The 23,539-nt window shown below is 61.0% G+C and carries 23 protein-coding genes; 14 read left to right on the forward strand and 9 right to left on the reverse strand.

Annotated features, from left to right (window positions below; all coding sequences use genetic code 11):
* Window positions 1-28: 28 nt before the first annotated feature.
* From F9K20_RS02480 to F9K20_RS02500, 5 genes are all read right to left on the reverse strand, one after another.
* Window positions 29-439: a hypothetical protein gene (locus F9K20_RS02480; protein WP_290997240.1), complete on the reverse strand. Its 411-nt coding sequence runs from the start codon at window positions 437-439 to the stop codon at window positions 29-31.
* 143 nt (window positions 440-582) lie between these two features.
* Window positions 583-1,836 carry a cyclopropane-fatty-acyl-phospholipid synthase family protein gene (locus tag F9K20_RS02485; RefSeq protein ID WP_290997241.1) on the reverse strand — a complete coding sequence of 418 codons (1,254 nt, stop codon included), beginning with the start codon at window positions 1,834-1,836 and terminating at the stop codon, window positions 583-585.
* Window position 1,837: 1 nt separating this feature from the next.
* Window positions 1,838-3,658 carry a DUF3141 domain-containing protein gene (locus tag F9K20_RS02490; RefSeq protein WP_290997242.1) on the reverse strand — a complete coding sequence of 607 codons (1,821 nt, stop codon included), beginning with the start codon at window positions 3,656-3,658 and terminating at the stop codon, window positions 1,838-1,840.
* 13 nt (window positions 3,659-3,671) lie between these two features.
* Window positions 3,672-3,959, reverse strand: coding sequence for a DUF5676 family membrane protein (locus F9K20_RS02495; protein ID WP_290997243.1), 288 nt, complete (start codon window positions 3,957-3,959; stop codon window positions 3,672-3,674).
* 36 nt (window positions 3,960-3,995) lie between these two features.
* Window positions 3,996-4,310 (reverse strand): hypothetical protein, encoded by a 315-nt coding sequence (locus F9K20_RS02500; protein WP_290997244.1) that lies wholly within the window; start codon window positions 4,308-4,310, stop codon window positions 3,996-3,998.
* A gap of 285 nt (window positions 4,311-4,595) precedes the next feature.
* Here F9K20_RS02500 and F9K20_RS02505 point away from each other — a divergent pair, with 285 nt between their 5' ends.
* Window positions 4,596-5,006 carry a MerR family transcriptional regulator gene (locus tag F9K20_RS02505; protein ID WP_290997407.1) on the forward strand — a complete coding sequence of 137 codons (411 nt, stop codon included), beginning with the start codon at window positions 4,596-4,598 and terminating at the stop codon, window positions 5,004-5,006.
* 66 nt (window positions 5,007-5,072) lie between these two features.
* Here the strand turns inward: F9K20_RS02505 and F9K20_RS02510 are convergent, their stop codons facing one another.
* Entirely contained in the window at window positions 5,073-5,381 is a 309-nt protein-coding gene (locus F9K20_RS02510) for a hypothetical protein (RefSeq protein ID WP_290997245.1), read from the reverse strand.
* Between the two features lie 172 nt (window positions 5,382-5,553).
* On the opposite strand from F9K20_RS02510, the gene F9K20_RS02515 reads away from it, so the two are divergent.
* The 13 genes from F9K20_RS02515 (at window position 5,554) to F9K20_RS02575 (ending at window position 21,047) form a co-directional block, all read left to right on the forward strand.
* The gene (locus tag F9K20_RS02515) at window positions 5,554-6,111 is read left to right on the forward strand and encodes a sigma-70 family RNA polymerase sigma factor (protein ID WP_290997246.1); all 558 of its coding nucleotides are present in this window, start codon (window positions 5,554-5,556) and stop codon (window positions 6,109-6,111) included.
* Entirely contained in the window at window positions 6,108-6,749 is a 642-nt protein-coding gene (locus F9K20_RS02520; protein WP_290997247.1) for a DUF1109 domain-containing protein, read from the forward strand. The genes F9K20_RS02515 and F9K20_RS02520 overlap by 4 nt, the downstream gene beginning before the upstream one ends.
* A 137-nt stretch (window positions 6,750-6,886) precedes the next feature.
* Complete coding sequence (locus F9K20_RS02525; protein ID WP_290997248.1) at window positions 6,887-8,245, forward strand: MBL fold metallo-hydrolase RNA specificity domain-containing protein; 1,359 nt, start codon at window positions 6,887-6,889, stop codon at window positions 8,243-8,245.
* Complete coding sequence (locus tag F9K20_RS02530) at window positions 8,242-9,801, forward strand: thymidine phosphorylase family protein (protein ID WP_290997249.1); 1,560 nt, start codon at window positions 8,242-8,244, stop codon at window positions 9,799-9,801. The genes F9K20_RS02525 and F9K20_RS02530 overlap by 4 nt, the downstream gene beginning before the upstream one ends.
* A gap of 2 nt (window positions 9,802-9,803) precedes the next feature.
* Window positions 9,804-10,691: a ribose-phosphate pyrophosphokinase gene (locus F9K20_RS02535; protein WP_290997250.1), complete on the forward strand. Its 888-nt coding sequence runs from the start codon at window positions 9,804-9,806 to the stop codon at window positions 10,689-10,691.
* 117 nt (window positions 10,692-10,808) lie between these two features.
* Complete coding sequence (locus tag F9K20_RS02540) at window positions 10,809-13,238, forward strand: xylulose 5-phosphate 3-epimerase (protein WP_290997251.1); 2,430 nt, start codon at window positions 10,809-10,811, stop codon at window positions 13,236-13,238.
* A gap of 38 nt (window positions 13,239-13,276) precedes the next feature.
* Window positions 13,277-13,981 (forward strand): lycopene cyclase domain-containing protein, encoded by a 705-nt coding sequence (locus F9K20_RS02545; RefSeq protein WP_290997252.1) that lies wholly within the window; start codon window positions 13,277-13,279, stop codon window positions 13,979-13,981.
* A gap of 495 nt (window positions 13,982-14,476) precedes the next feature.
* Window positions 14,477-14,722, forward strand: a complete 246-nt coding sequence (locus tag F9K20_RS02550; RefSeq protein ID WP_290997253.1) for a hypothetical protein — start codon at window positions 14,477-14,479, stop codon at window positions 14,720-14,722.
* Between the two features lie 1,811 nt (window positions 14,723-16,533).
* The gene (locus tag F9K20_RS02555; RefSeq protein ID WP_290997254.1) at window positions 16,534-16,821 is read left to right on the forward strand and encodes a hypothetical protein; all 288 of its coding nucleotides are present in this window, start codon (window positions 16,534-16,536) and stop codon (window positions 16,819-16,821) included.
* Between the two features lie 63 nt (window positions 16,822-16,884).
* Entirely contained in the window at window positions 16,885-17,148 is a 264-nt protein-coding gene (locus F9K20_RS02560) for a hypothetical protein (protein WP_290997255.1), read from the forward strand.
* Window positions 17,149-17,288: 140 nt separating this feature from the next.
* Entirely contained in the window at window positions 17,289-18,839 is a 1,551-nt protein-coding gene (locus tag F9K20_RS02565) for an AarF/UbiB family protein (RefSeq protein ID WP_290997256.1), read from the forward strand.
* Between the two features lie 172 nt (window positions 18,840-19,011).
* The gene (locus F9K20_RS02570) at window positions 19,012-20,283 is read left to right on the forward strand and encodes a type II restriction endonuclease (protein WP_290997257.1); all 1,272 of its coding nucleotides are present in this window, start codon (window positions 19,012-19,014) and stop codon (window positions 20,281-20,283) included.
* A 605-nt stretch (window positions 20,284-20,888) separates the two neighbouring features.
* On the forward strand, window positions 20,889-21,047 hold the full coding sequence (locus F9K20_RS02575; RefSeq protein ID WP_290997258.1) for a hypothetical protein: 159 nt from the start codon (window positions 20,889-20,891) through the stop codon (window positions 21,045-21,047).
* A gap of 195 nt (window positions 21,048-21,242) precedes the next feature.
* Here the strand turns inward: F9K20_RS02575 and F9K20_RS02580 are convergent, their stop codons facing one another.
* The 3 genes from F9K20_RS02580 to F9K20_RS02590 all read right to left on the reverse strand — a co-directional run bounded on the left by F9K20_RS02580 (window position 21,243) and on the right by F9K20_RS02590 (window position 23,330).
* Window positions 21,243-21,377 carry a carbohydrate-binding module family 14 protein gene (locus tag F9K20_RS02580; protein WP_290997259.1) on the reverse strand — a complete coding sequence of 45 codons (135 nt, stop codon included), beginning with the start codon at window positions 21,375-21,377 and terminating at the stop codon, window positions 21,243-21,245.
* Window positions 21,378-21,687: 310 nt separating this feature from the next.
* Window positions 21,688-22,623 (reverse strand): DUF4396 domain-containing protein, encoded by a 936-nt coding sequence (locus tag F9K20_RS02585; RefSeq protein WP_290997260.1) that lies wholly within the window; start codon window positions 22,621-22,623, stop codon window positions 21,688-21,690.
* A gap of 26 nt (window positions 22,624-22,649) precedes the next feature.
* Window positions 22,650-23,330, reverse strand: coding sequence for a DUF6629 family protein (locus F9K20_RS02590; RefSeq protein ID WP_290997261.1), 681 nt, complete (start codon window positions 23,328-23,330; stop codon window positions 22,650-22,652).
* Window positions 23,331-23,539: the final 209 nt, after the last annotated feature.

A 23,539-nucleotide genomic window follows, 5' to 3' on the forward strand; every position in this document is an offset into this window, starting at 1 on the left:
CATTCTCCTGGTGTGTGAGGAGCGCCAGCTACTTGCTCGCCTTATCGCTCCCGCAACAGCACGAGCTGTCGCCCGAGTGATGCGAGTGCTCGCGCTTGGAAGCTCCTTGCGGATTGGCTTGCTCCTGCGCGGCCGGCTGCGCCTTCTCGGCATTTGCATGGCTCTCGCCGCAACAGCCGTGCTTCTTTGGCTCCGCTGAGGGGTGTTCGTGCGTGTGAGTGGTCTTCGACATATCGCTTCTCCTCATGCTCAAGATCTGAATTTCGATACTGGCATCAGCACCCATGCCGATGCCGTTGACTCTCCTGCGCAGGGGCTGTGCCGCCGTGTGCGCCGTGGGGCGTTGCGGCCACTGTCGCTGGCTGCTCTGCCCCTTCGCGGGACGCTTCCGGATCGCGCCGGTCACGCCCATGACCGCCATGTCCCCGGCCGTGCCCATGGCCGCCATGGCCGAACATGTGCAGCGCGAGAAACCCGAGGGCGAAGACGATCCAAATCCAATTGTTTCCAAGCCATTCCATCGTTCTGTTCCTTCTCTTCGACTAAATCGCCTCATCCGCTTCGCTTCGACGTCGGGCCTGCTCACTCTGCGGCGATCTTCAGGCTCGCTTCACAACCCTCCTTAGCTTTGAGCGCCGCCTCCCGCTCCGCGAGGTAGTCGCGCGTGAGGGGCACCGCGTCCTGACGCTTGGCCAGCTGGATTTGAAAGACCATCAGCCCGCAGTGGCGGAAGGCGCATTCGCAGGCGGCGAGGTAAAACTCCCACATGCGGCAGAAGCGCTCGTCATAGAGCAATTTCGCCTCCCCGCGCCGAGCAAGAAAGCGCTCGCGCCACGCCCGCAGTGTCTCCGCATAGTGGAGGCGCAGGATCTCGATGTCGGTGACGACGAGGCCCGCGCGCTCAATTGCCGGTAAGACCTCGGAAAGCGCGGGGACATACCCACCAGGGAAGATGTATTTCGCGATCCAGGGATTGCAGGCACCGGGGCCGTCCACGCAGCCGATGGAGTGGAGCAGCATGACCCCGTCGTCGGCTAGGAGGTCCGCCGCCTTATTGAAGAACGCGCCGTAGTAGCCGACCCCCACGTGTTCGAACATGCCGACGGATACGATGCGGTCGAAGGATTCCGAGACTGCTCGGTAGTCCTGCAGGCGGAACCTGGCACTTGACGCGACACCCCGCTCGCGAGCGCGCGCGTTGGCAATTCCGAGCTGCTCCTCGGACAGGGTGACACCTGTAACGTCGGCCCCACAGTAGTCCGCAAGATAGAGCGCAAGGCCGCCCCATCCGCAGCCGATATCGAGAACACGCTGGCCCGGCTCAATGAGGAGCTTGGCGGCGATGTGGCGTTTCTTGGCGAGCTGGGCTTCCGCCAGGCTCTGGTCTGGCCGCTCGAAATAGGCGCAGGAGTACTGGCGATCGGGATCGAGGAACAGGTCGTAGAGGCGCCCGTCGAGGTCGTAGTGGTGCGCGACATTGCGCCTGGCGCGCCACGCACTGTTGTGCTGCTGGAGACGGCGGAAGGTGGTGCGAAGCCGGGTACGGGCTTTGGCTATTGGGTGCGGCTCGCGCAATTTGAGGTTCGAGGCCGCAAGAGAAAGCACATCATAGATCGAGCCCTGCGTGACGGCGAGGCGCCGCTCCATGAAGAGCTCGCCGAACGCGAGCGCGGGATTGAGGACGAGCTGGCGGGCTGCGCGATTGTCGGCAAAGCGAATGGCCAGTGGACTGCCGGTTCCGTCGCCCACAACGAAACGCGCACCGGTCGCCGTCTCGACCTCCAAGGTCCCGTGTTGCACAACCTGCTTGAGAAAGGCGCGAAGAAGGCGAGCCATGTCACTCTCCGTAGATGGTCGTGAAGGTGCGCTCTTGAGCTGCGTCGCGGAGCCGACGCGCCGTCTCCCAAAAGGCAGAGATGTGGGCGATGAGCTGCCGCTCCTGCGCCATGAGCGGATGGTCGTCCGCCATCGGATGGCGCCCCTTGGCTACGGCGTCGGCGAGGACCTCGAAAGCTCTCATCCATGGATTGAAGCTCTCCGACCAGAGATAGGTCTTCATGCGCATCGGGTGCAGCCACTGCATGGAGAGTGCGAGCCACGGGTTGGCAATCGCCTTCACCCACGGGCTCATGAACGTGCGATAGAGCGCCTCGTTGAACTCCGAGACGTTGCGCACGTTCTCGAAGGACTTGCGCGGATAGTCGAAGTGCAAGTCCTCGACCTTGCGCGGCTCGAAGCGCACCGAGTACTGGTCGCGCGCGCAATCCGGGTCGCCGGTCGGATTGTCGATCTTCATCTCGTAGAGCCCCGGAGCGAGCGCCTCGATGTCGGGGAGATTTTCAAGAATCGCGCGGTGCTCGAAGCGGACGACATTGGCCGAGACAAAGATGCCGAGATGCCCGATGCGCGGGTTGGTCAAATAGATGATGCGCTGCCCTGCCTGCTTGAGGGCCTCGGTGCTCTTGTAGACGGCCGGAACCCAGCCGAGCGCCTGGTGCGGCGGGGTGATGTTGTCGCCGTAGGACGCGAAGACGACGAGCGGGCTCTTGATCTTGGTAAGATCGACCGTGCAGTGCTCGTCGATGCGCAGTTGCCCCTGCTCGAGCTTGTTGCCGACGAACAAGTCCTCGACGATCGTAACGATCTCTTCGCCGCTCAGGCGGTAGAATCCATTCCACCAGCGCTCGAAGTCGAGGAAGCGATCGCTTTCGCCGTCGATCTTGGTGAAGAGGTTCGCGTACTTGTCCCAGACCGCGTTTCCGGGCTTCAGGTTCTCGAAATTCTGCACGAGCCAAGCCCCGTCGAAGCGATCCTGGTTGAGATCAGCCAGGAAGTGCGCCAGCCACACCCCGCCGACGAAACCGCCGAGAACCCGCATCGGGTTAACGCCCGGCTCGCCCTCCCAATAAGACAAGGGCGACCCGTTCAACACTACCGGGCCGACCGACCCCGGGCAGTGCGCCGACAGGAGCGTTGCTGCCCAGCCTCCCTGGCAATTGCCGTAGAGCACTGGTGCCTTGCCATCGTGGCGCGCCGCAACGTCCTCCACGAACCTGCGTAGTGCGGCGAGCACGTCGGACAGCGTCTGATGGGGGTTGGGCTCGGGGAAGAAGACGACAAAATACACGGGGTGGCCGGTGTGCAGCGCCACGCCGACCTCCGACTCGCGCTTGAAGCCGCCCATACCGGGGCCATGCCCAGCGCGCGGATCGAGGACGATCACGGGCGGCTTTCCTGGGTCGACGCAATCGTCCCAACAATCCTCACCGACCTCGGTGATGCGCAGAAGCGCGTAGTTCACCGGGCGCTCGAACTGGCGTGCATCGAGCAGCGTCTCATACTTGAAATTGAGAAGCGGCGGCAGGCCGGCACGCTCGTGGTCGAGCATGTTGTTGGCGCGCCGGCGCAACGTGTCGAAGAAGAGGATTGTGCGCTCCAGCACATCCCGCTGGTAGACCAGCAAATCGAGGGGTCCGACTTCCAGGGCGTTGCGTAGCGGCGCCGGGAGCTCCTCTTTAGCCGTGGCTTCTTTGCTTTGCGGCTGCCTCGCGGCGGACCGCCCGGGCTGCATAGGGCGGCTCTTGATGGGCGCCGACAGGACGGGATCGCGCGAGGTCACCAGCGCCTTCGTTGTCTTCTTCAGCTTGTCTTCCGACATGACGCCAATTCCCCTATCCGCGGCGAGCGGCAAAGAAGTTGAACAGAGCGCCGAAGACGACGGCCACATACCAGCCGTAGACCAGGCTCTCGACGAGACCGAGAAGCATTCCAAACGCAGTCCAATCGAAGCCAGGAAAGAATTGGAGCCACGGCAGGTGCATGCGCACATCCGGTAAAACGAGGCCGAGCGCGATGCAGATAAGATAGGAAATGGCGAAGAACGTGCTCAGGCTCAGCCCGAACGCAATGATCGGAATTTCCGCTTCTCGGGCCGTGGTCGTCTGATATCCGGCTGCCATGACACTTTCCTCGATCTGCCTGTTCAAGATTGACACTCAAATGTTCGACATCGCGTGCCCCCTGCTTCGATCATTCGCGCCGCCCCATCGGCTACGTCTCGTGAAGACGTTGAACAGCACGCCGAACACGGCCGCGCTGTAGAACCCGTAGGCCAGGCTCTCAATAAGGCCATGATGGATCCCTGCATCGGTCCAGCCGAAGCGCGGGAAGAATTGGAGCAGCGCGTGCGTCCCAATATTGGGAGCAAGAAAGCCCAGGCCGACGCACAGCAGGAAGGTGATCGCCAAAAACGCGCTCAGGCTGAAGGCCAAGGCGGTGATCGGAATTTGCGGCGCACTGTCGAGCGTCATGTCGTTGCCTCATTCAATCAACCGGTGCCAACCCCGATGCGGAGAGCAGATTTCGTCTTGGCAAGGCGCTCCTCGGATGCCCTCAAGGAAACTCTGTAGTGAGGTGAGCATCCGACAGTTGATTCTCGTCAATGGCGGTCCACCCATGAGCCACCTATTTGGTAACAGCCTGTAACAACGACGCCGTTAGACCGAGGAGGCGTTAGCAGATCGTCATGCTTAATCCGAAGAAGACGCTAGACCTTCCAGCGGTTGGAAGGTCAATCAGCAATTGAGGAGGCCCGGATGAAGCTTCGCATTGGCGACGCAGCTCGCTTGTCTGACGTCTCGGCCAAACTGATCCGCTATTACGAGAGCAGACGACTGTTGAGCCCCGCCGGCAGGGACGCCAGCGGTTACCGGGTCTTCGACGACCGCAACGTGCACGAGCTCCGCTTCATTAAGCGTGCCCGCTCGCTCGGCTTTCCGATCAAGCAGATCGACGAGCTGCTTAATCTATGGCGCGATAAGAGGCGCCCCAGCCGCAAGGTTCGTGTGCTGGCCGTTCGTCACCGCGACGAGGTCAAGGCCCGCATGCAAGCTCACCAAGCAATCATTGACGTGCTAAGTCGCCTGATCGCTGCCTGCAAGGGTGACGAACGGCCCGATTGTCCAATTCTCGATGAGCTTGCAAAGCGGAGCACTCGCGCACGTTGAGCAAGCAAATGCCCACGGCTCTTGCCGGGACCTGTTGCAAGGTCCCGGCGCGAGTCCAGTCAATAATTACGCTGTCGACCGGAGGAGGTCTTCGGGCTCTTCTGATCTCGGAGTTCTCGGCAGACCATCGTGGTAGCCGGGCTTGTGGTGGGCGATCACGATTGCTCCGCTGGCGGAGAACCGATCACGCGCCTTCTCGCGGGCCGCCTTCTTATTCGTCTTCAGAGTGTCGGCCTGTTTTCCATGGTCGTGCGGCACGGCGTAGGGTGTGCCTTTGTAGGGATAGACCCACACGGTGTTCGCAGTAGCTTGATTGACAGCACCCGCCATCGCGACTGCGGCAAGGGCTGCGGCAACAACCAGAGGCTTAAACATTCTCGTCTCCCGAGGTTTTGTATTGCGACTATGCCAATAAGTTCGCGACCCTCACTCGTTCGGTTACAAGGAACGAATGTACGCCGAGGCCGTGCCTCTTAATCGCGCTCAGTGACCTTCGGCGCGTAACCGAAATTGGGTGCCAGACGAACTAATCGACAGCGGGGAAGGTATGTTGGCCAATGAGGCCGAGCTAAAGAAGCTAATGGTGGCCGGCCTCAAAGGTGACGAGGCTTCCTATCGCGCGCTTCTCGAACAGCTCAGTCAGTACCTGCGGGGCTATTACAGAGCTAAGCTGGCGCAAGCCGGCCGGGGCCTAACGGACGCCGAGGACTTGCTGCAAGAAGTGCTGATGGCCATCCACACGCGTCGCCATACGTACGATCCCAATGCGCTGTTCACGCCATGGATGCATGCCATTGCGCGCTACAAGCTCATTGACTACCTGCGTCGAACGCAAGGCTCCCGTGTTGACGTCCCCATCGACGATGCGAGCGAGATTGCCGCACAGGACGAGCATGTCGCCGCGGAAAGCAGCCACGATCTGCAGAAGCTCTTGAGCCAGCTTCCCGATAAGATGCGGCGCGCGATTGAGAGTGTGAAGATCGACGGGCTGAGCGTCGCCGAGGCCGCGAAGCGCTGCGGGATGTCGGAATCGGCGGTCAAGGTCAACGTGCACAGGGGGCTCAAAGCCTTGGCCGCCCTGATCGCGCGGGAGGAGACAACGTGAAGACCAACGATCTGGTCGAGATTCTGAGCAAGAACGTCGAAACTGTGAACCCAAGGCGCGTGGCCCGCGAGCTCGTGGGAGCGGTCGTGGTCGGCACGCTCGCCGTGCTTGGCTTCGTATTGGTCGCTCGCGGCATTCGATTGGATATCCACGACCTGCACGCGCTGGCCTTCCTACTGCTCAAACTTGGCTTCGCGGCGGTAGTTGTCATTTGGGGATCGGTTTACCTTGTCAGGCTGGCGCGCCCGGGTGGTGATGCCGAAGCGACGATCGTCCGTGCGAGTTGGCCTCTCATCGGCATAGCGCTCCTCGCCACGCTCAGTCTTATGGCCGCGCCCGTATGGCACTGGCAAAGCATGGCCATGGGAGATGGATGGCTCGAATGTCTCATCTCTGTTCCGCTCATCGCCGTCGTTCCATTTGCCGTGGTCGTGTGGGTGCTGCGCCGGATGGCCCCGACCAACCTAGCGCGTGCCGGCGCACTCGCTGGCTTTGTCGCTGGCGGGATGAGTGCAATGGGCTACGCACTGCATTGCACTGGAGATTCCTTGCCCTTCATCGCGCTGTGGTACGGCGGCACAATCGCCCTCTGCACGCTGGCCGGTGCGATGCTCGGTCCTCGCCTCCTACGTTGGTGACGTTCGCGCGATTTAAGGTTACGGCGTCGCGAACGTAGCCGTTAGTGCTTGCATGGCTTGAACCCGGAATTATGGGGCCAGGGCAACACGCCGATCTTGAGGAGGCGTTTGGTGGAGATCACTTGAGGAGCCATTTCGTGGAGATCACCTTTCTGGGGGCGACCGGCACAGTCACTGGCTCAAAGTATCTTTTTGACGACGACGACACGATTTGCCTCATCGACTGCGGCCTCTTCCAGGGCTTCAAACAGCTCCGGCTGCGCAATTGGCAGCCATTGCCGATCGACCCGCGGCGCATCAGCTCCGTTGTGCTGACGCACGCCCACATCGATCACAGTGGATACCTTCCGCTGCTCGTAAAGAACGGATTCAGTGGGCCCATCTATTGCAGCCAGGCGACCCGCGAGCTTTGCCAGATACTGCTGCCCGACTCGGCCCATCTGCAGGAGGAGGAGGCGCGCTACGCAAACAAGCGGGGTTTCTCCAAGCACAAGCCAGCCTTACCCCTTTACACCGTCGAGGACGCTAATCGCGCACTCAAGAATTTCCATGCAATAAATTTCGACGAGCCGTTACGGCTCAGCTCGGCAACTTCCGCCCACTTGCTGCCTGCCGGACATATCCTCGGCGCATCGATGATCATGATTGAAAGCGGGGGAAAGCGGATCCTCTTCTCCGGCGATCTCGGCAGGCCCAACGATCCCATCATGCGCCCTCCAGTCGCCGTGGAGCGTGCCGATGTGCTCGTGCTCGAATCGACGTACGGGAACAGAAGGCATCGCGCCGCCAGCCCCGAGGACGAGCTTGGGTCACACCTCACGCGCACACTTGAGCGTGGCGGTGTCGTCGTAATTCCGGCGTTCGCCGTTGGCCGCGCGCAGACACTGTTACACTTGATGGCGCGTCTCAAAGGACGTGGCCTCGTTCCGAACGTGCCCATCTATCTCAATAGCCCCATGGCCGTCGACGCAACGCGCATCTATCACACCTACCGTTCCGAGCATCGGCTGAGCGTCGAGGAGTGCACGGCTGCCTGCCAGATTGCCGAGTTCGTAAATAGCCCCGAAGCGTCGAAAGAATTGAATCAGAAACGCGGTCCGATGATCATCATCTCGGCGAGTGGCATGGCAACGGGTGGCCGCGTTCTGCACCATTTGAAAGCGTTCGCGCCCGACCCCAAGAACATGATCCTGTTCTCTGGGTTTCAGGCGGGAGGAACGCGGGGAGCCGCCCTCGTCGGCGGAGCGGACAGCGTCAAGATTCACGGGCAATATGTTCCGGTGCGGGCTGAGGTCGCCAACCTCGAGGGTCTCTCCGGCCACGCCGACTACGCCGAGATCCTCGACTGGCTTCGAGCGTTTCGCCAGGCCCCCGGCAAGATCTGCATCACGCATGGAGAGCCGGCGGCAGCTGACGCCATGCGACTTCACATTCAAGAAAACCTTGGATGGAGAAGCCGCGTTCCCGCCTACCTTGAAAAGATGGCCCTGAAATGAGCAGCGTCGACAATCAACCACAAGCATCGGACGCCATCGATCACAAGGCCGAGCAATCGCCACCATCGCGACTCGTGCTGCGCCGGCTCGGCATCGACACTTATCAGGAACACATCGTCTTTATGCGCGCAGACTGCCATGTCTGCCGCTCCGAAGGTTTTGAAGCGCGTTCGCGCGTGCGGGTGGCGACAGGGGGCAAGAGCCTGCTGGCGACGCTGAACGTGATCAAGTCCGAGCTTCTGAGCCTTGATGAGGGGAGCCTGTCGGAGGCGGCGTGGACGCTGCTTGGCGTGCAGGACGGCGATGTCATCGAGGTGACCCATGCCGAGCCGGTCGAATCGGAGCGCTTCGTGCGCGCCAAGGCCTATGGCGAGCGTCTGCCAGATCCCGCCCTCAACGCAATCGTTGGAGATATCGCCGAGGGTCTCTATTCAGATCTCCACCTGGCTGCTTTTGTGACGGCGTGCGCCGGCAACCGCCTCGATCTCGATGAAACGATCGGTCTTACGCGGGCGATGATTGCCGTCGGCGATCGCATCTCCTGGCCATATCCGATCGTTGCCGACAAGCACTGCGTCGGTGGCCTGCCGGGAAACAGGACGACGATGTTGGTCGTCCCGATCGTCGCCGCACTGGGTCTGCCGATACCCAAGACGTCCTCGCGATCCATCACGTCGCCGGCCGGCACCGCCGACACGATGGAGATCCTGGCACCGGTGAATCTCGATTTGGCGACCATGCGCCGCGTCGTCGAGCGTGAGGGTGGCTGCATCGTTTGGGGAGGAAATGCGCGCCTCAGTCCCGCCGACGATATCCTCATCCGCGTCGAGCGCCCCTTGGACTTTGACAGCGAGGGTCAACTCGTGGCCTCAGTCCTTTCCAAGAAGCTCGCTGCCGGTGCCACGCACGCCGTATTCGACTTGCCCGTCGGCCCGACCGCCAAAGTCCGCAGCCGCGAGGCCGCGAAGCGGCTAGGTGAACGGTTAAGCGCAGTCGGCGCGATCCTTGGGCTCAACGCCCGCATCGTGGAGACCGACGGCACCCAGCCAGTGGGGCGCGGGATCGGGCCGGCGCTGGAGGCGCGCGATGTCCTCGCGGTTATCCAGCAAGGCGCGAGCGCGCCGACGGACTTGCGTGACCGCGCTCTGCATCTCGCTGGGCACCTGCTGGAACTTGGCGGCCGCGCGCGCCCGGGCGAGGGGGTGCGGCTCGCGGCTGAGGCACTCGAGACAGGCATCGCATGGCAGAAATTCCAGGCCATTTGCGAAGCGCAGGGTGGCATGCGAGCCCCGCCTCTGGCCCCGCAACTGCATCCGGTGGTGGCGTCGTCTGGGGGGCGTGTCGCCACGATGGACAACCGCCGCCTCGCCAAAGTCGCCAAGCTGGCGGGCGCTCCCAAGTCGCCCGCGGCAGGGATCGACTTGCACGTTCGTCTCGAAGACAGAGTGGAAGCAGGGCAACCGCTCTTCACCGTTCATGCCCAGTCCCGTGGGGAGCTTGCGTATGCGCTCAACTACGTCGCCGCCCAGCGCATGATTATCGGTGTCGTGGGGTAGTCATGAAACCGCTGCTGTTCGCGATGCCCGGTAACGAGGACTTCACCGGCCGCTTGATAGCCGCTCTCGGCGCAGAGCCCGGGTCGCTCGAGATGCGCCGGTTTCCCGACGGCGAGACCTACGTGCGGCTTGCCAGCGACGTTGATGGTCGGTCAACCGCGTTCGTGTGCACGCTCGACCGGCCCAACGACAAGACCCTGCCCTTGCTCTTCACGGCGCATGCGGCACGCGATCTCGGCGCTTCCCGCGTGGGCTTGGTCGCGCCCTATTTGGGCTACATGCGGCAGGACAAGCGCTTTCGTCCAGGCGAGGCAATCACATCAAGCGCTTTCGGCAGCCTTCTCTCGTCCAGCTTCGACTGGATCGTGACGGTCGATCCGCATCTGCATCGTCGCACGTCCATGTCGGAGATCTACGCCATTCCCGTCGCAGTCTGCCATGCAGCCCCGAAACTATCGGCGTGGATACGCGAGCACGCGCCAAACGCGCTCGTCATTGGCCCAGACGTCGAGAGCGAGCAATGGGTCAGCACCGTTGCTGCAGACGCAGGCGTGCCCTGCGTCACCCTCGAGAAGACCCGGCGTGGCGATCGCGACGTTGAGATCAAGTTACCCGATCTCGAAGCCTGGCGCAGCCGGACGCCGGTCCTCGTTGACGACATCATTTCCTCGGGGCGGACCATGGAGGTCGCCATCAGACACCTGAGCGAGCTTGGGTTCAGCCCTCCAATATGTCTGGGCATACATGGACTGTTTGCCGACGACGCATTCGAACGGCTCGAGGCGGCGGGGGCCTCCAGCATCGTTTGCACCAACACCGTGTCTCATAAGGCTACCGCACTAGACGTCAGCGATATCGTGGCAAAGGCAATGTCATCACTGGTCCAATAGGCCGGCCTAGCGCGGAGAGACCATATGGCGACGGACAAGTCCTCGAAGCAGACGGAAACGACTGCGCCAGAGCCATGCAGTCCGCCGGCAGCCGAAGCATGCTGCGATCAGGCCCTCATGAAGCTCGCCACCTATGAGCGTCTTCGCATTGCGGAGAAAGCCGCGGTCTATCGTCGTCACGATGCCCAATTTGCCGATTGGGCATGCGGAAGTTCGATCGTTGAGCACAGCGATCTTACGCAGGTGCGCGTCTACGAATTGGCCGAGCTGCTCGCCAAGCGGGGTACGGTCCCGACGGCGGGTTGGGTCTTTGAGAAGCTGATTGCGGCGGACCGCTTGACCAGCGCAGCGATGTGGCTTGTGGTCCATATGACATACGCAAAACGGGTCCGTCTTAGCGGTCAGGCGCTCGAAGCGGCCGACTTCAAGACGACGCCCGAGGGGCACACCGGCGGCTCCCTGAATATGGTGCCGGCATATGTTGGATACCTGACGGCCAATCTCGTTTCCGCAATGACTCGATCGTGGATCATGGGCCAGGGACACTGCGTGGCTGCGATCGAGGCGGTCAATACGCTGGTCGGAAACCTTTCGCCAGAGCAGAGGGAGCGATACTCGTTCAGCGAGGCAGGACTAAGCCAGCTTGTGGCGGACTTCTACTCTTACGCCATACGCCCGGACGGCTCTCCGGCGGCGCCGATCGGAAGCCATGTCAACGCGCATACAGCCGGCGGACTTTTCGAAGGCGGTTACCTCGGTTTTGCCGAGCTCGAATATGTCCATATGCCGCTCCCTGGAGAGAGCCTCGTCGCCTTTCTGAGCGACGGAGCATTTGAAGAGCAGCGCGGAAGCGATTGGTCGCCGCGATGGTGGCGCGCGCACGATAGCGGCCCAGTGATGCCGATCATGATCTTGAATGGACGCCGCATCGAGCAACGATCCGCGGTCACGCAGGACGGCGGAGCCGATTGGCTTCGCACTCATTTGCGCCAAAGCGGCTTTGATCCGATCGATATCGACGGCCGCGATGCTGCAGCATTCACGTGGGCCATTCTCGAAATGGAAAGCAGACTTACTACCAGCTCCGAGGCCATCAGATCCGGTACTCTGCGCTATCCCGTACCACTACCGTATGCCATTGCGCACACGATCAAAGGCTACGGCTTTCCGGGAGCCGGCTCCATTCAGGCGCACAACCTCCCCCTCGACGGGAATCCGTCAACTGACGCAGCAGCCAGACGTTCCTTCAACGACGGTGCAAAACGCCTTTGGGTCGCACCGGAGGCTGTGCGCGAGGCGGTCGAAGCCTTCAGCATCCATGCAGCACAGAAGCGCCACAAGGAGGCAGATCACAGGCTTGCTACGCGCTCCGTAGCGATTCCGAGTCTGCCGGAGCCTGCTTGGCGAAGTCCCGGGGAGACCACTTTTTCGCCCATGGGTGCAATCGATGCTTATTTCGTCGATCTCGTGCGCGCCAATCCCGGCTTGCGGCCGCGCGTCGCCAATCCAGATGAGTTGCAGAGCAACCACATGGGAGAGACGCTGAAGGTGCTAAAGCATCGGGTCAACCGGCCGGAACCGGGAGTGCCAGAGGCGATCGACGGTTCCGTCATTACCGCGCTCAACGAGGAGGCCGTGATTGGGGCTGTGCTCGGGAACAAGGGAGGAATCAACCTGGCGGTGACCTACGAAGCCTTCGCCGTGAAGATGCTCGGCGCGCTCCGCCAGGAAATGATCTTCGCGCGCGACCGCCGTGAGGTGGGGCGGCCGTCCGGTTGGATCAGCGTCCCTGTGATCGTCACCTCGCACACGTGGGAGAATGGCAAGAACGAGCTATCACACCAGGATCCGACGTTTGCTGAGGCGCTCCTCGGTGAAATGTCGGATGTTTCGCGCATTCTCTTTCCAGCCGACGCTAACACTGCAGTCGAGGCGCTCCGAAGCGTCTATACGCGGACTGGCCAGATTGCCTGCCTTGTCGTTCCCAAGCGTCCCGTCGCCGATGTCTTTGATGCAGAAGATTCGCGGATGCTCGTGTCGCGAGGCGGTGCGATCGTCGCGGGTGATGTGTCAGAATCCGCAATGCAACTGGTCGCGATTGGCGCCTATCAGCTCCGAGAAGCATTGCGCGCCCGTCAGCGCTTGGAATCACGCGGCTGTCGCGCGTGCGTGGCTTATCTTTTCGAGCCGGGGCGATTTCGTGAACCGCGTGACGCAATGGAGGAACAGGTTGTTGCGCGAGATGAGGAGCTTCGTTCGCTGTTCCCGGCAGTGCTCCCCCGAATTTTTATAACGCATACGCGACCGGAGCCAATGATCGGCGTTTTGCGACGGCTGGAAGCCGGTCGGGTGCCCAGTCGATTTGCAGGATTCAGGAACCGGGGTGGAACGCTCGACATATTCGGAATGCTATTTGCAAACCGTTGCACGTGGGCACATTTGGTCCAAGCTTGTGCCGAGCTCCTGGGCGCCGCCCCGCAAGGGATGCTCGAGCCAAATGAAATTGCGGCGCTCGCAGGAAACGGAGACCCGCGAGCCATTTTTTGAGGACTCCGTGGTGAGGATGGACGCCCAAGAGGGGCAGCATGATCGCAGATGAATACGTCTGGCTAGCGTGGTCAATCGGGCTCCTCATCCCATGGCTTGCTGTGTATGTGGCGTTTCCGCGCCAGCGCAAGGTCATGCTGTGGACCAGTCTGCTCACGATGCCATTCGGGTTGACCGAGCCGCTCTTCGTCCCCGCCTACTGGAGTCCGCCGAGCCTGTTCGATCTTGCGCGGACAACAGGCTTTGATATCGAAAGCTTCATTTTCTCCTTTGGCATCGGCGGCATCGGCGCTGTCCTGTACAATCTGTGGACTGGCCGAGAGCTTGCGCCGGTGGTTGACGGGGAGCGGCTCGCCCAGCGGCACAACTTGCACGGATGGGCGCTGGCTGTCCCATTCTTATCGTTTCCGATTCTCTACACGCTGCCTTGGAATCCGATCTATGCGGCCATCGTCGCCATGGCCTTGGGCGCCGCTGCTGCGATTTGGTGTCGGCCGGACTTGGCGCGCAAGACGTGGATCGGCGCCGCCCTCTTCGTGGCATACTACTCCGTGTTCCTCGTTGGGATCGAACTGACAGTACCCGGTTACATCGCGCGGGTGTGGAACCTCGGCGCTTTATCGGGCGTGAGCATCGGCGGCATGCCGATCGAAGAGCTCTTATTCGCCGCTGCGTTCGGCGCATACTGGTCGAGTGTGTATGAGCATTTCACGTGGCGGAGGCTGCGTGCCGACGCGGGGTAAAGAGAAGCCCCGGGGCCACCGTCTCGGCGTCGCGAGGGCAATCGCTCACGGTCCGCCCAATCGCGAAAGAGCGGTCGTCGCAGTGCCGAGGCCGTCGGCGCATGACAATGGTAGACGCGACAAACTCGCGGTAGCCACAGCCACGTGCGCGCCAGTTACAGACCGTTACCAATTTCCGCGGCTCTCCGTCCTGGGACGCGCTGGATTCCCTCTCCATGTAACACGGCCGGGCCACGACGCATCGAAGGAGGACGGCACGTTCTTGTCGTCGAGCGGCGGCCCGCAGTCTCGTCACGTGGTTGCTGCGCATGAACAGTTTCCGCGCAAGACAGAGCCTCGCTCCCATGCTGACGCTCCCCGCGGCAGGCGGCCTTGAATTGAGGAAACGGATGGAGGATCACACCATGAAACGGCTGATAACGCTGGCATTCGTTGCCGCGACATTCGCGTCGATTACTGGTGCTGCGCAAGCGGCGCCGGTAATGGGCGTGTCAGATGCACTCAGAGCTATATCGAGCACATCAGCCAGCGGCCAGGTCGAGCAGGTCAGGCATCGTCGTCATCGCCACGGCCATGTCTACCTTTACATCGGTCACCGTCATCACGGATGGCGACATCACCGCCATCATTACCGTCACCACGGGCACCATGGTCATGGCCATGGTCACGGCCATGGTCACGGTCATGGCCACGGTCATGGCCACGGGCATCACTGAGTGCCGGGTCGGCGGACCGAACTGAGCGACACGCTGACGGCAGCGCACTGATGACGCGCAAGCTTTTGTTATCGAGCGTTGGCGGAGCCGCTCGCCTTCGGGCTGTTGATCGCCGTGGTCGAGTGGCTTGGCTAAAGCCCGTAGCAAAATAGCCCGTCGATATCCCTCCGCGGGCTATTGCGAGTAGTACACTGAAGACGTTACCGGCCTTGCACACCCCGCCTCCACGGAGAGGCGCGACGCAACCGTCCTTGGTTACGGCGGGTCTCTGACCTAGCCTGCCCGTGGGCGGCCGCGGTTTCCGCCGCGGCACCTCGCCGGCAAATATTTTCTGAGTGTGGCTGAACCCGCCACTGAACGAAGTGTTCGTCCGTTTGGGGCTGCTACGGAGTTCTGCAACTGAAGCTGCCACTTGCTAACATCCTGTCTTTAGATCCGGTTGACGAGTCCACCGAGCGCGCGAGCAAGGAAGCGTCAGTCAAATCCGATCGGCCTTCGCGGCCATCTTGGGAACAAGACGCACCCGATAGCTCGCATTTCCACATCTAAGAAGCCAAACGCTTTCATTCAGCCTCGAGCGCTGCAAGTCCCGTTCGGCGCTGATGACCTTGTCACAGGAAAGCCCTTGTTTGCGTATTTGGGCCGCAATGATTTCCTTCTCCTCGGCGGCGCGCGCCTGAGAAAAGTCTCCTAGGCCGAGTTCAGGACTGCCGAGGTGGGCATGACGACTGTAACGAAGCCGGCAGAGAGCGTTGGAAGGCCAACGATTCTTTTCTGGGTAGAGTTTCCCTGGGCGGCCACCAAACCAACGTCGCTACGCTATTTCCGCGCCTGGCAGAGCAGATGCGGCTCGTGGCGACAGGCGTCATGATCTGGGACCACGCGGCTGTGCTCGTAACCCTTCTCATGGGCATCGTGGTGGCAGTGGTCTGCGCTTGAAACACAGCCCACACCAACCCAATGGACGTGGTGGTCCCCGGCATTTTGCCGGCCATTGTCGTCGCCCGCATGTTCGGCGATCTGCAAGTGTGCATGAGGCACCGGCGATGGTGCGATTGACTTGGTGGGCCCGACATCGTGGTGCGCAAGGGCAGAACCACCTAGGAACAAAAGAGCGATGACAGTCGAGGGGAAAATGTGGCGCATAGCAATATCTCCTTCCCTTTCAACACTTGAAGCCGGCCACGCAGCGCGATGGGCGGTCGGCTCAAGCCGAGCTGCGGTACGTCGGACGCGACTTCATCCTGCTTGGGACGCCACAAGCCCTGCCAACCGGCCGTTCCTCTGCGCCCAATGATCATGGTGGCTGCGAGTTCACCTTCACTGCAGCATCAGCGCTGTATCGCCCTCGTGAACGACAGCTGAACGCCTTTGGAGCTCCTTTGAGCGCATAGACACGGCAGCTCTATGACCGGCCGCAAGAGCGTTCAGGTGCTTGGGGGTATCACATAAGGATCATCTTACCGCATGCGTTGCTAGGCCAGTTGCCTACGCCGTGGCCTTCCGATGCGGCGACCGCTGGTAGCCAGCCGCCTCACAGAAAAAAGTGGATGATTCCCGACACTGCGCCCATCAGGAATCAAGACAATCAAGACATGCGCTGCGGCCATCAAGCTCACCTCAGTGGACGAGGAGGACGCAAGGATTCAGGCACCATCACTAAACGCACGCCGGTCCAAGACGCCCAAAACGAGGCCGCGTGGTTCTGGGGAACCGCGCGGCCATTCAGTGCCGAAAAACCTAAATGAGCGTCCACTCAAGCGCGGGAGCTGATCTCGGCGCCACGGAGCAAGCAGCTTCAGGTCAGAGGGGTCCACAGGGCAGGGTTCAGTGGTCATGCCCGTGACCGTGACCGTGGCCATGTCCATGACCGTGACCGTGGCCATGACCGTGACCATGTCCATGACCGTGACCGTGGCCATGTCCATGACCGTGACCTTGACTATCTACGAGGTCGATGACGTGGCCGTGGCCGTGGCCGAGGCTATGTACAAGGTCGCTGACGACGTGCCCAGCGTCGTCTCCGGCCTGCGCGGCCGCAGCCATGGCCGTCAGCGCAAGCATGACGACGACGGTACCGGCGAGGATGGTTTTCATGCTCTGTTCTCCTTTGTGTTCGATTGAGGGGTTGACTGGCGGACGGTATACCGGCGCGGCACGGGCGCTGTTCCCTAAGAAACAGGATCGGTGCCCGGAGCCATCAAACTTTCCAACCCCATGGCTAACCACACCGTGATCTCGATCGGGATCGAATGGGTGGCAGCCGGCCACATCGCGCAGCTGTGGAACCTCGGCGCATTGTCGCGCCCGAACATCGCCGGCATGCCAATCGAAGAGATCTTGTTCGGCGCTGCTTTTGGCGCATACTCGTCGAGCGTGTATGAGCATTTCACGTGGCGGAGACTTGCGGGCCGCATAACCGCGGTTGCCACCGCTGGCGCCGCCACTTGATCGTATCTCGGCTCGCAGCGAGGCACTGTCTTGCGGCGTGTGAGTGAACGGAAATTTATGACTCGAACAGTGGCCGTTGGACGACCATGAAATCCTTGCTTCGGCTGCTCCGCATCACATTTGAAGTTCCCCGATTTGCGGTGGGCCGTGCGCTGGAGCGCCCGCATCTCGCTCGCTCGCAGCAGCGAGCGCCGCAGCGCCTTTGCCTCGCGCTCGCGCGGCTCGGTCCAACCTTCATCAAGTTCGGTCAGGCGCTCAGCCTCCGTCGGGATCTTCTCCCCGATGAATACGTTGAGGCGCTGCAGTCGCTTCAGGAAAACATTGCCCCCTTTCCGGCAGGAGACGCGATCCGAGAGATCGAGCATGGGCTAGGACGGTCGATTCAGGAGCTCTTTGCACGCTTCGATCAAAAACCTCTCGCCGCCGCTTCGATCGCACAGGTGCACACTGCGGAGCTACATGATGGACGTCAGGTAATCGTCAAGGTCCGCCGGATCGGCATCAAGGCGCAGATCGATCGCGATATGCGAGCGCTTTTCATGCTGGCGCGGGCGGCCGTGACGCTCCGGCCAGGCCTGAAGCACTACCAGCCGACGCGCATCGTCGAGGAGATCTGGAGCAACCTGAAGAAGGAGATCGACTTCCGACAAGAAGCGCGCAACATCAAGCGCTTCGTGACAGCCTTTTCCGGCTCGCCGACGATTGACATTCCCAACGTTGTCGACGATCTCATCTGCGAGACCGTCATCGTTCAGGAGCGCAGCAGCGGCCGGCGCATCGATGATCCCACCATCAAGTCGGACGGTCCGCGCCTGGCGCAGAACTTTGTCGATGCGTACCTGCATCAGATCTTCGTCCTCGGCGTCTTCCATGGGGACCCACACCCAGGGAACATCTTCATCACCGCCGAGGGAAAGATCTGCCTGCATGATTTCGGGCTTGTCGGATTTCTCGATCTGGCCACGCGCCGCAAGCTTGCTGCCTTCACCAATGCCTTCATTCATGAGGATGCCGACTGGCTCTTGGACGCCGCGATCGATCTCGGCGTGCTGGGCGGGAAGATGAACCGTACAAATATGCGCCGCGGGCTGTCCGAGATCCTCGCCGACTACGCTGCAATCCCGCTCAAGGATTGGTCTTTGGCGGACGCGTTCCTGCGCGTCATGCGGCTGGGCCAGGCGCAGAATGTCCTCATGCCTTACGAACTTGTGGTGCTGATGCGCGCCATGTTCAACGCCGAGCATGCGGTGCGTACGCTCGACCCGGAATTCGCACTTCTTGACAGCCTGCAAGAGAAAGGTCCCAAAGTGCTCCAGACCGCAATGGCGGAGACGGACTGGCAGAGTGCCCTCGATCGCCTGAGGCAGGATAGTCTGATCGCCGCGCACGACCTCCCTGCGATCCTGGCTTCATGGACCCGGCGACTGAACCAAGAGGGCGAAGGTTTGGGCTTGAGCGTGCGGCTTCAAGGGCTCGACGGACTGGAGGCGCATATCGATCGCAGCAGCAACCGCGTGGCGCTCGCGCTCGTCACGCTGGGTCTATACATTGCTGGATCGCTGCTTATGCAGCACAGCATCGGCCCGCGCCTTTACGGCGAGGTGCCGGCACTCGCCGCGGTCGCCCATGGCTTGGCGCTGTGGTTCACCTTTCGGCTGGCGAGGGGAATTACCCGATCAGGAAGGCTTTGATGGCGCTCGAGAAGTGATTGCCTTGCCGCGGAGTGCTAAGCGCAGCAAGCGCCTCACCAGTTGGAGACGATGGCACATATTGCGATCGCACTAGGGGGTGCATCTATTGGTCGGGCTGGCATGCTCCATTAAGATGCGCGGTTGAAGCCAAGAGCAGATAGGGGATGCTGTCTTGCCCGATTTACTGCCGACTTTGATCCAGAATTGGCGGAACGATCCCGCCGGTACATATCAGACATGGTTCTTGTGGGAGGAGCGCCTCAAGAACTTTCGCTCAATCCGCAGGGGAATTCAGCAGATTGTCGCGGAGATCAACACCGGTAGATTCGGTAGCGCTTATCGCGGCTCTTCGTTGGAGACAGTCGTCGGCTCAATCGCTGAGCAACGGCAAATCTTCAAGGGCGCCGATCACGCGTTTTTATGGAAGCCGAAACTGCGCATACCTGACATCTACGAGTGCCCTGAGAACCAGCGATCTTTTGGGCAGCTTCTCGACATTTGCGTCTGTTGCAATACCGAGCAGCAAGTCCTCGCGGCAATTCACAAGATCGATGCCAAGGCCATCAAAGGTCTCGGCCCTGCGGTTGCCAATCTTCTCTACTTCCTGCACCCCACTTTCATGCCGCCTTTCAACACGGCTATCGTGAATGGCTACAACGCCTTGAGCGGCGCGAATGTGAAGCTCGGCCGTTGGGATGAATATCTAGCTATGCGAGATGGCATCCTTGCGATGAACTCGAAATACTGTGACCTCCTTTCAAACGACTTGGGTGCTATCGGCGGCCTGCTATTCGACGTTGGAAGCGGGCGCTATACCGCCCCGCCGAGAGACGACGACTCGAGGTGCCGCGCCGAGTGGGAAGCGGATCTCACCCGCGTTAGAGAGGAGAGCGCCAAGGTGGCCAGGACCCTAGCGGCGGAACGCGAGAGCGATCAGACGCACACCGAAGTCCAGGGCTGGCTCCGCGACCTCGGCAAGGCCCTTGGATATGAGGTGTGGGTCGCCGCCAACGACCAAGGCCGAACTTACAACGGAGGCAGGCTTGGCGATGGATGTATGGCAGCGCTTCCGGACACTGTCGGTAATGCTGCCGGATCGGACGCGGTTCGGTTGATAGATATTCTGTGGATCGACCAGCCGACAGGCCTAATCGTCGCGGCCTACGAAGTTGAGCACACCACCTCGATCTACTCTGGAATTATTCGCATGCTCGACTTGGCACTTGGTACCGAAGCGCGTGCTCTGGAAGGGCTCTTTCTCGTCGCGCCCGACGACCGTGAGCGAGATGTGCGGGCGCAGCTCGCACGTCCGGCGTTCACTCGCATCGCAGACATGAAGGTACGTTATATTCCCTACAGCGAGCTGAGAGCGAACCGCGAGGCGATCGCGCGGTTCGGTTCCGGTATGAAGGCAGTGCAAGCCATCTCGCGAATCTTGATTTGACCGCGCATCAAGGCCCGATGCGTTCGCACTTGCAAGTGCGACTTGTTACCATCCGTTACACCACTATCGCCCGCCAACGAGGCCAAATTTGACTTTGCTCAAGCGCAGACACCTTCGCCTGTCCTACTTGGGTTGAATGTTTGAGGGCGCCGCTATTCGCTCACCTGGGTGTAATACACTGATGATACGGCTGGTCCTTGCCGCTCTGATTGGCCTCGGTCTCGTTCTCGCGCCGATTGCGGGTGCCATGCCCGGAGCGTTGACGCACGTGAACCATTCCACAGCAGTGGCGATGTCATCTACGGATGGGGATTGCCTTTGCTGCCAGACCGCCACTCAATGCACCATGAGGACCTGCGTCACGCATTGCTCGCAGCTTGGCCCCGCTTTAGATCTCGCGTCCAATTTAGCGTTGGTCGGCCGCACCGCGTTGAGCGGCTTCGAGCCTTCCACGTATTACGGCCTCACCTACCAGCCCCCAACGCCGCCTCCCCGCGCTTGATCCTTCACACGTCACTTCGCGAGCGACGACGCTCGCAGTCTGCCGCGGCGCCTTGTGTTGCGCGGCCGGTGAAGACAAATCGAAGACCTCAGGAGATACGGCAATGTTGAAATCACTTATCACTGCTTTGGCCCTTGTCGCGGTGGCAATGACGGGTGTCGTTGGTCAGGCTCAGGCACATCACAAGCCGGGATATCATGATGGCTTGCCGAAGATGCCGAAGCCGCTGACGCCGCTGTCGCCCCGGCTGCCGCGGAATTAAGCGACGAACACAGGCGGATTGGTCCGATATCGACCGATCCTCACCCGACTTGAGACGCATGCCGGCCCGGCCCCTCATACATAGTGACGGGGCCGGGTCGGTCAATTTTCGCGGTGGATGCTAGTTGGCGTTGATCCGAGAAATTCCTCGGTGAGAACTGTACGCCGTTACCGCGCTCCGGTCATACGCGAATTGTCATTGTCCGTGCGGCACGCACTTCTTCTTTACGGCGTCATAGTGCTGGCCCTCGGGGCACGATTGCGCAAAGGCGGGCAAAGTTGCTGCCGACAACGTTACTGCTGCCAGGAGCGCGATGATGATCTTGTGCATGAGGCCTCCAATTAACACGCTTTCGCGCATTCTCATTTGGTCCGAGCCATGCCCGGCGCCACAACGCAGCGGCTTCGGGCTGAGTTCCACGTGCCCATCGCGGCCCGCGCGCCCTTCATACGTCATTCGAGGATGGGTGGACCGTGACGATCCTCACCATGCACGCCGCAGAGCGGCAGCAAGGCATCACACGGTCCTCAACTTGACCGCGCATGATGATGGGGCGCGACGGCATCGATCAGAGACCAGTTGGTGCGGCGGATAACGCCACCAACACCACGTCTCGACGCCCGTCGCAGCATCAGCCTCGCTAATTTGGCATCGGCATTGACATGGGCATCTCATGGATCTCACGCGCGCGCATTGAGAAATCGCCATAAAGCGCTGCCAGCGTGACTCCAACGGCTAGCATGGCGATGGTGAGAAGCGTGACTGAGAGCTTGGCTTCGGCGGAGACGCCTCCCGTCTCCATCCTGGTCATGTTGTCTTCCGTGCACAGATGTACCGCGGTGGTGGAAAGCCGCGCCCGCTCCGCCGCGATTTGCGTGCCGCCCTTGCCAAGGGCACGCTCCGTTCCCATGCCATGCTTCAACCCGTTCTGGACGAGCCACCAATTGACGGGATAGGCGAGTGCTGCGCCGACGAGCGAGGCGATCGACATGATTCCCCAAAAGCGCAGGGATGTCGGCTCCATCGCCCGCATGTCTCTGGTCATCAGGACAGCCATGACCGGAATCATGCCGGCCATCACTGTATTCATCGAGAGCCACTCGGGGAGCAACGTACCTTTGACCGCCTGCCAGTAGGTCCCGCCGAGCAGGTCCTTCATAAAGAGGGCTTGGAAGATGAACAGGCCAAGTGCAAAACCGGCGACGTATTCGACGACTGCATCAACGCCCATTGGCAACCCGAGCAAGCTGGTGACCGCGGCTGCGAGAATGATGCCTGTCGCGTCTCCCGCCATGCAGTGAATCGTTGAGCCGACCGACTGCTTCCAGAGCAGCACGATGAACTTCTCGTGCGTGCCGGGCGTGGGTTCGCGGCAAGAGAACCAGTACACGATGAAGGCCACCGGCCCCATGTAAAGCGTGACCAAAATCCAGCCCCACTTCATCACCTTCATCTCTGGCGTGCGCGTAATCAAATCCCATGCGATGTAGATTGCGGACAAGGCGGTCAGCGAAAACCATACCCACAGCGTGATGTCTATCCAGTGGTGACTACCTGCGAGCATTGAAGCCTTCATTCCTGTGGCGCGCCGACAAGCTCGATTCAGACACCTGCCTCGGCACTCCGTGTTGGCTCGGCTTCGGCAAAGACCATATAGACGATATAGAGCGACATCAGAGCCCCGCCGAAACAGAACACCGATATGTAGGCGAACTGGAAGAACAGATACGTCGTGGTGGCGACCATGGAAATGAGCACGCCAAACATTTGCGCGCGTCGATTCGAAGACGTGAGCAGCGGAGCAATCACCACGAAGAGATAGATCGCGTACGTAAGATCCCGCTGCATGATGAAGTCAAAGAGTACGGTCCCCTGGTAGCTGATCGCGTAGGGGAGGAATTTGGTGACCAGCCACCCCTCGTGCGCGAAGTAGGGGAGATACTGCATGGCGCCGAGCATGCCGCCCAAAATGGCAAAGATCATATAGATGTACCGCCGTCGGCACGGCTCGAGGAAGTAGGTCGAGAACGGTACCCAGACGGGCCATGCCAGCCACGAAAAGAACATGTAAGCCATCGAGTACCGCTCGACCATGCTGTCGCTCGACAGGGCGTTGCCGGTCCAGACAAGGCCCTCAAAGAGCTGTTGCAGGCCGAAAAGCAGCGGCAGTGCGGCGATGGGGAGATACTGGCGGTTTGTCCGGTAAGCTCGGTATATAGTGACCGCTCCAGCGGGGACGAGAACCGCCGCCGCAGTAAAGCTTGCTTCTGCCGAAAAGCACATGACGAATTCGCGTCCACGATCGATTTGGGCGTTGCGGGGCCAAGTGCAGCAGGCGATTGTTCTAACGAGAGCCCTCGTGACATTGAGCCTCGGCCGCGCACCCATTTTCCAGACGTTAGGCGGAGCGCCCCCAATAGCAGAATCGCGCCTCCTGAGATGCGGAAATCGACGGCGGCTTCACCTCCCAACTGACGCTATTGCTTCAATTA

The sequence above is a fragment of the Hyphomicrobium sp. genome (assembly GCF_009026145.1).
Classification (GTDB): Bacteria; Pseudomonadota; Alphaproteobacteria; order Rhizobiales; family Hyphomicrobiaceae; genus Hyphomicrobium_A.

Coding starts and splice junctions, on each gene's coding strand:
- F9K20_RS02580 (WP_290997259.1), bottom strand. CDS start 21,377: ATGCACAAGATCATCATCGCGCTCCTGGCAGCAGTAACGTTGTCGGCA.
- F9K20_RS02515 (WP_290997246.1), top strand. CDS start 5,554: ATGTTGGCCAATGAGGCCGAGCTAAAGAAGCTAATGGTGGCCGGCCTC.
- F9K20_RS02540 (WP_290997251.1), top strand. CDS start 10,809: ATGAAGCTCGCCACCTATGAGCGTCTTCGCATTGCGGAGAAAGCCGCG.
- F9K20_RS02495 (WP_290997243.1), bottom strand. CDS start 3,959: ATGGCAGCCGGATATCAGACGACCACGGCCCGAGAAGCGGAAATTCCG.
- F9K20_RS02535 (WP_290997250.1), top strand. CDS start 9,804: ATGAAACCGCTGCTGTTCGCGATGCCCGGTAACGAGGACTTCACCGGC.
- F9K20_RS02550 (WP_290997253.1), top strand. CDS start 14,477: ATGCACTCAGAGCTATATCGAGCACATCAGCCAGCGGCCAGGTCGAGC.
- F9K20_RS02490 (WP_290997242.1), bottom strand. CDS start 3,658: ATGTCGGAAGACAAGCTGAAGAAGACAACGAAGGCGCTGGTGACCTCG.
- F9K20_RS02530 (WP_290997249.1), top strand. CDS start 8,242: ATGAGCAGCGTCGACAATCAACCACAAGCATCGGACGCCATCGATCAC.
- F9K20_RS02505 (WP_290997407.1), top strand. CDS start 4,596: ATGAAGCTTCGCATTGGCGACGCAGCTCGCTTGTCTGACGTCTCGGCC.
- F9K20_RS02485 (WP_290997241.1), bottom strand. CDS start 1,836: ATGGCTCGCCTTCTTCGCGCCTTTCTCAAGCAGGTTGTGCAACACGGG.
- F9K20_RS02510 (WP_290997245.1), bottom strand. CDS start 5,381: ATGTTTAAGCCTCTGGTTGTTGCCGCAGCCCTTGCCGCAGTCGCGATG.
- F9K20_RS02545 (WP_290997252.1), top strand. CDS start 13,277: ATGATCGCAGATGAATACGTCTGGCTAGCGTGGTCAATCGGGCTCCTC.
- F9K20_RS02555 (WP_290997254.1), top strand. CDS start 16,534: ATGCCCGTGACCGTGACCGTGGCCATGTCCATGACCGTGACCGTGGCC.
- F9K20_RS02590 (WP_290997261.1), bottom strand. CDS start 23,330: ATGTGCTTTTCGGCAGAAGCAAGCTTTACTGCGGCGGCGGTTCTCGTC.
- F9K20_RS02480 (WP_290997240.1), bottom strand. CDS start 439: ATGGGCACGGCCGGGGACATGGCGGTCATGGGCGTGACCGGCGCGATC.
- F9K20_RS02575 (WP_290997258.1), top strand. CDS start 20,889: ATGTTGAAATCACTTATCACTGCTTTGGCCCTTGTCGCGGTGGCAATG.
- F9K20_RS02585 (WP_290997260.1), bottom strand. CDS start 22,623: ATGAAGGCTTCAATGCTCGCAGGTAGTCACCACTGGATAGACATCACG.
- F9K20_RS02500 (WP_290997244.1), bottom strand. CDS start 4,310: ATGACGCTCGACAGTGCGCCGCAAATTCCGATCACCGCCTTGGCCTTC.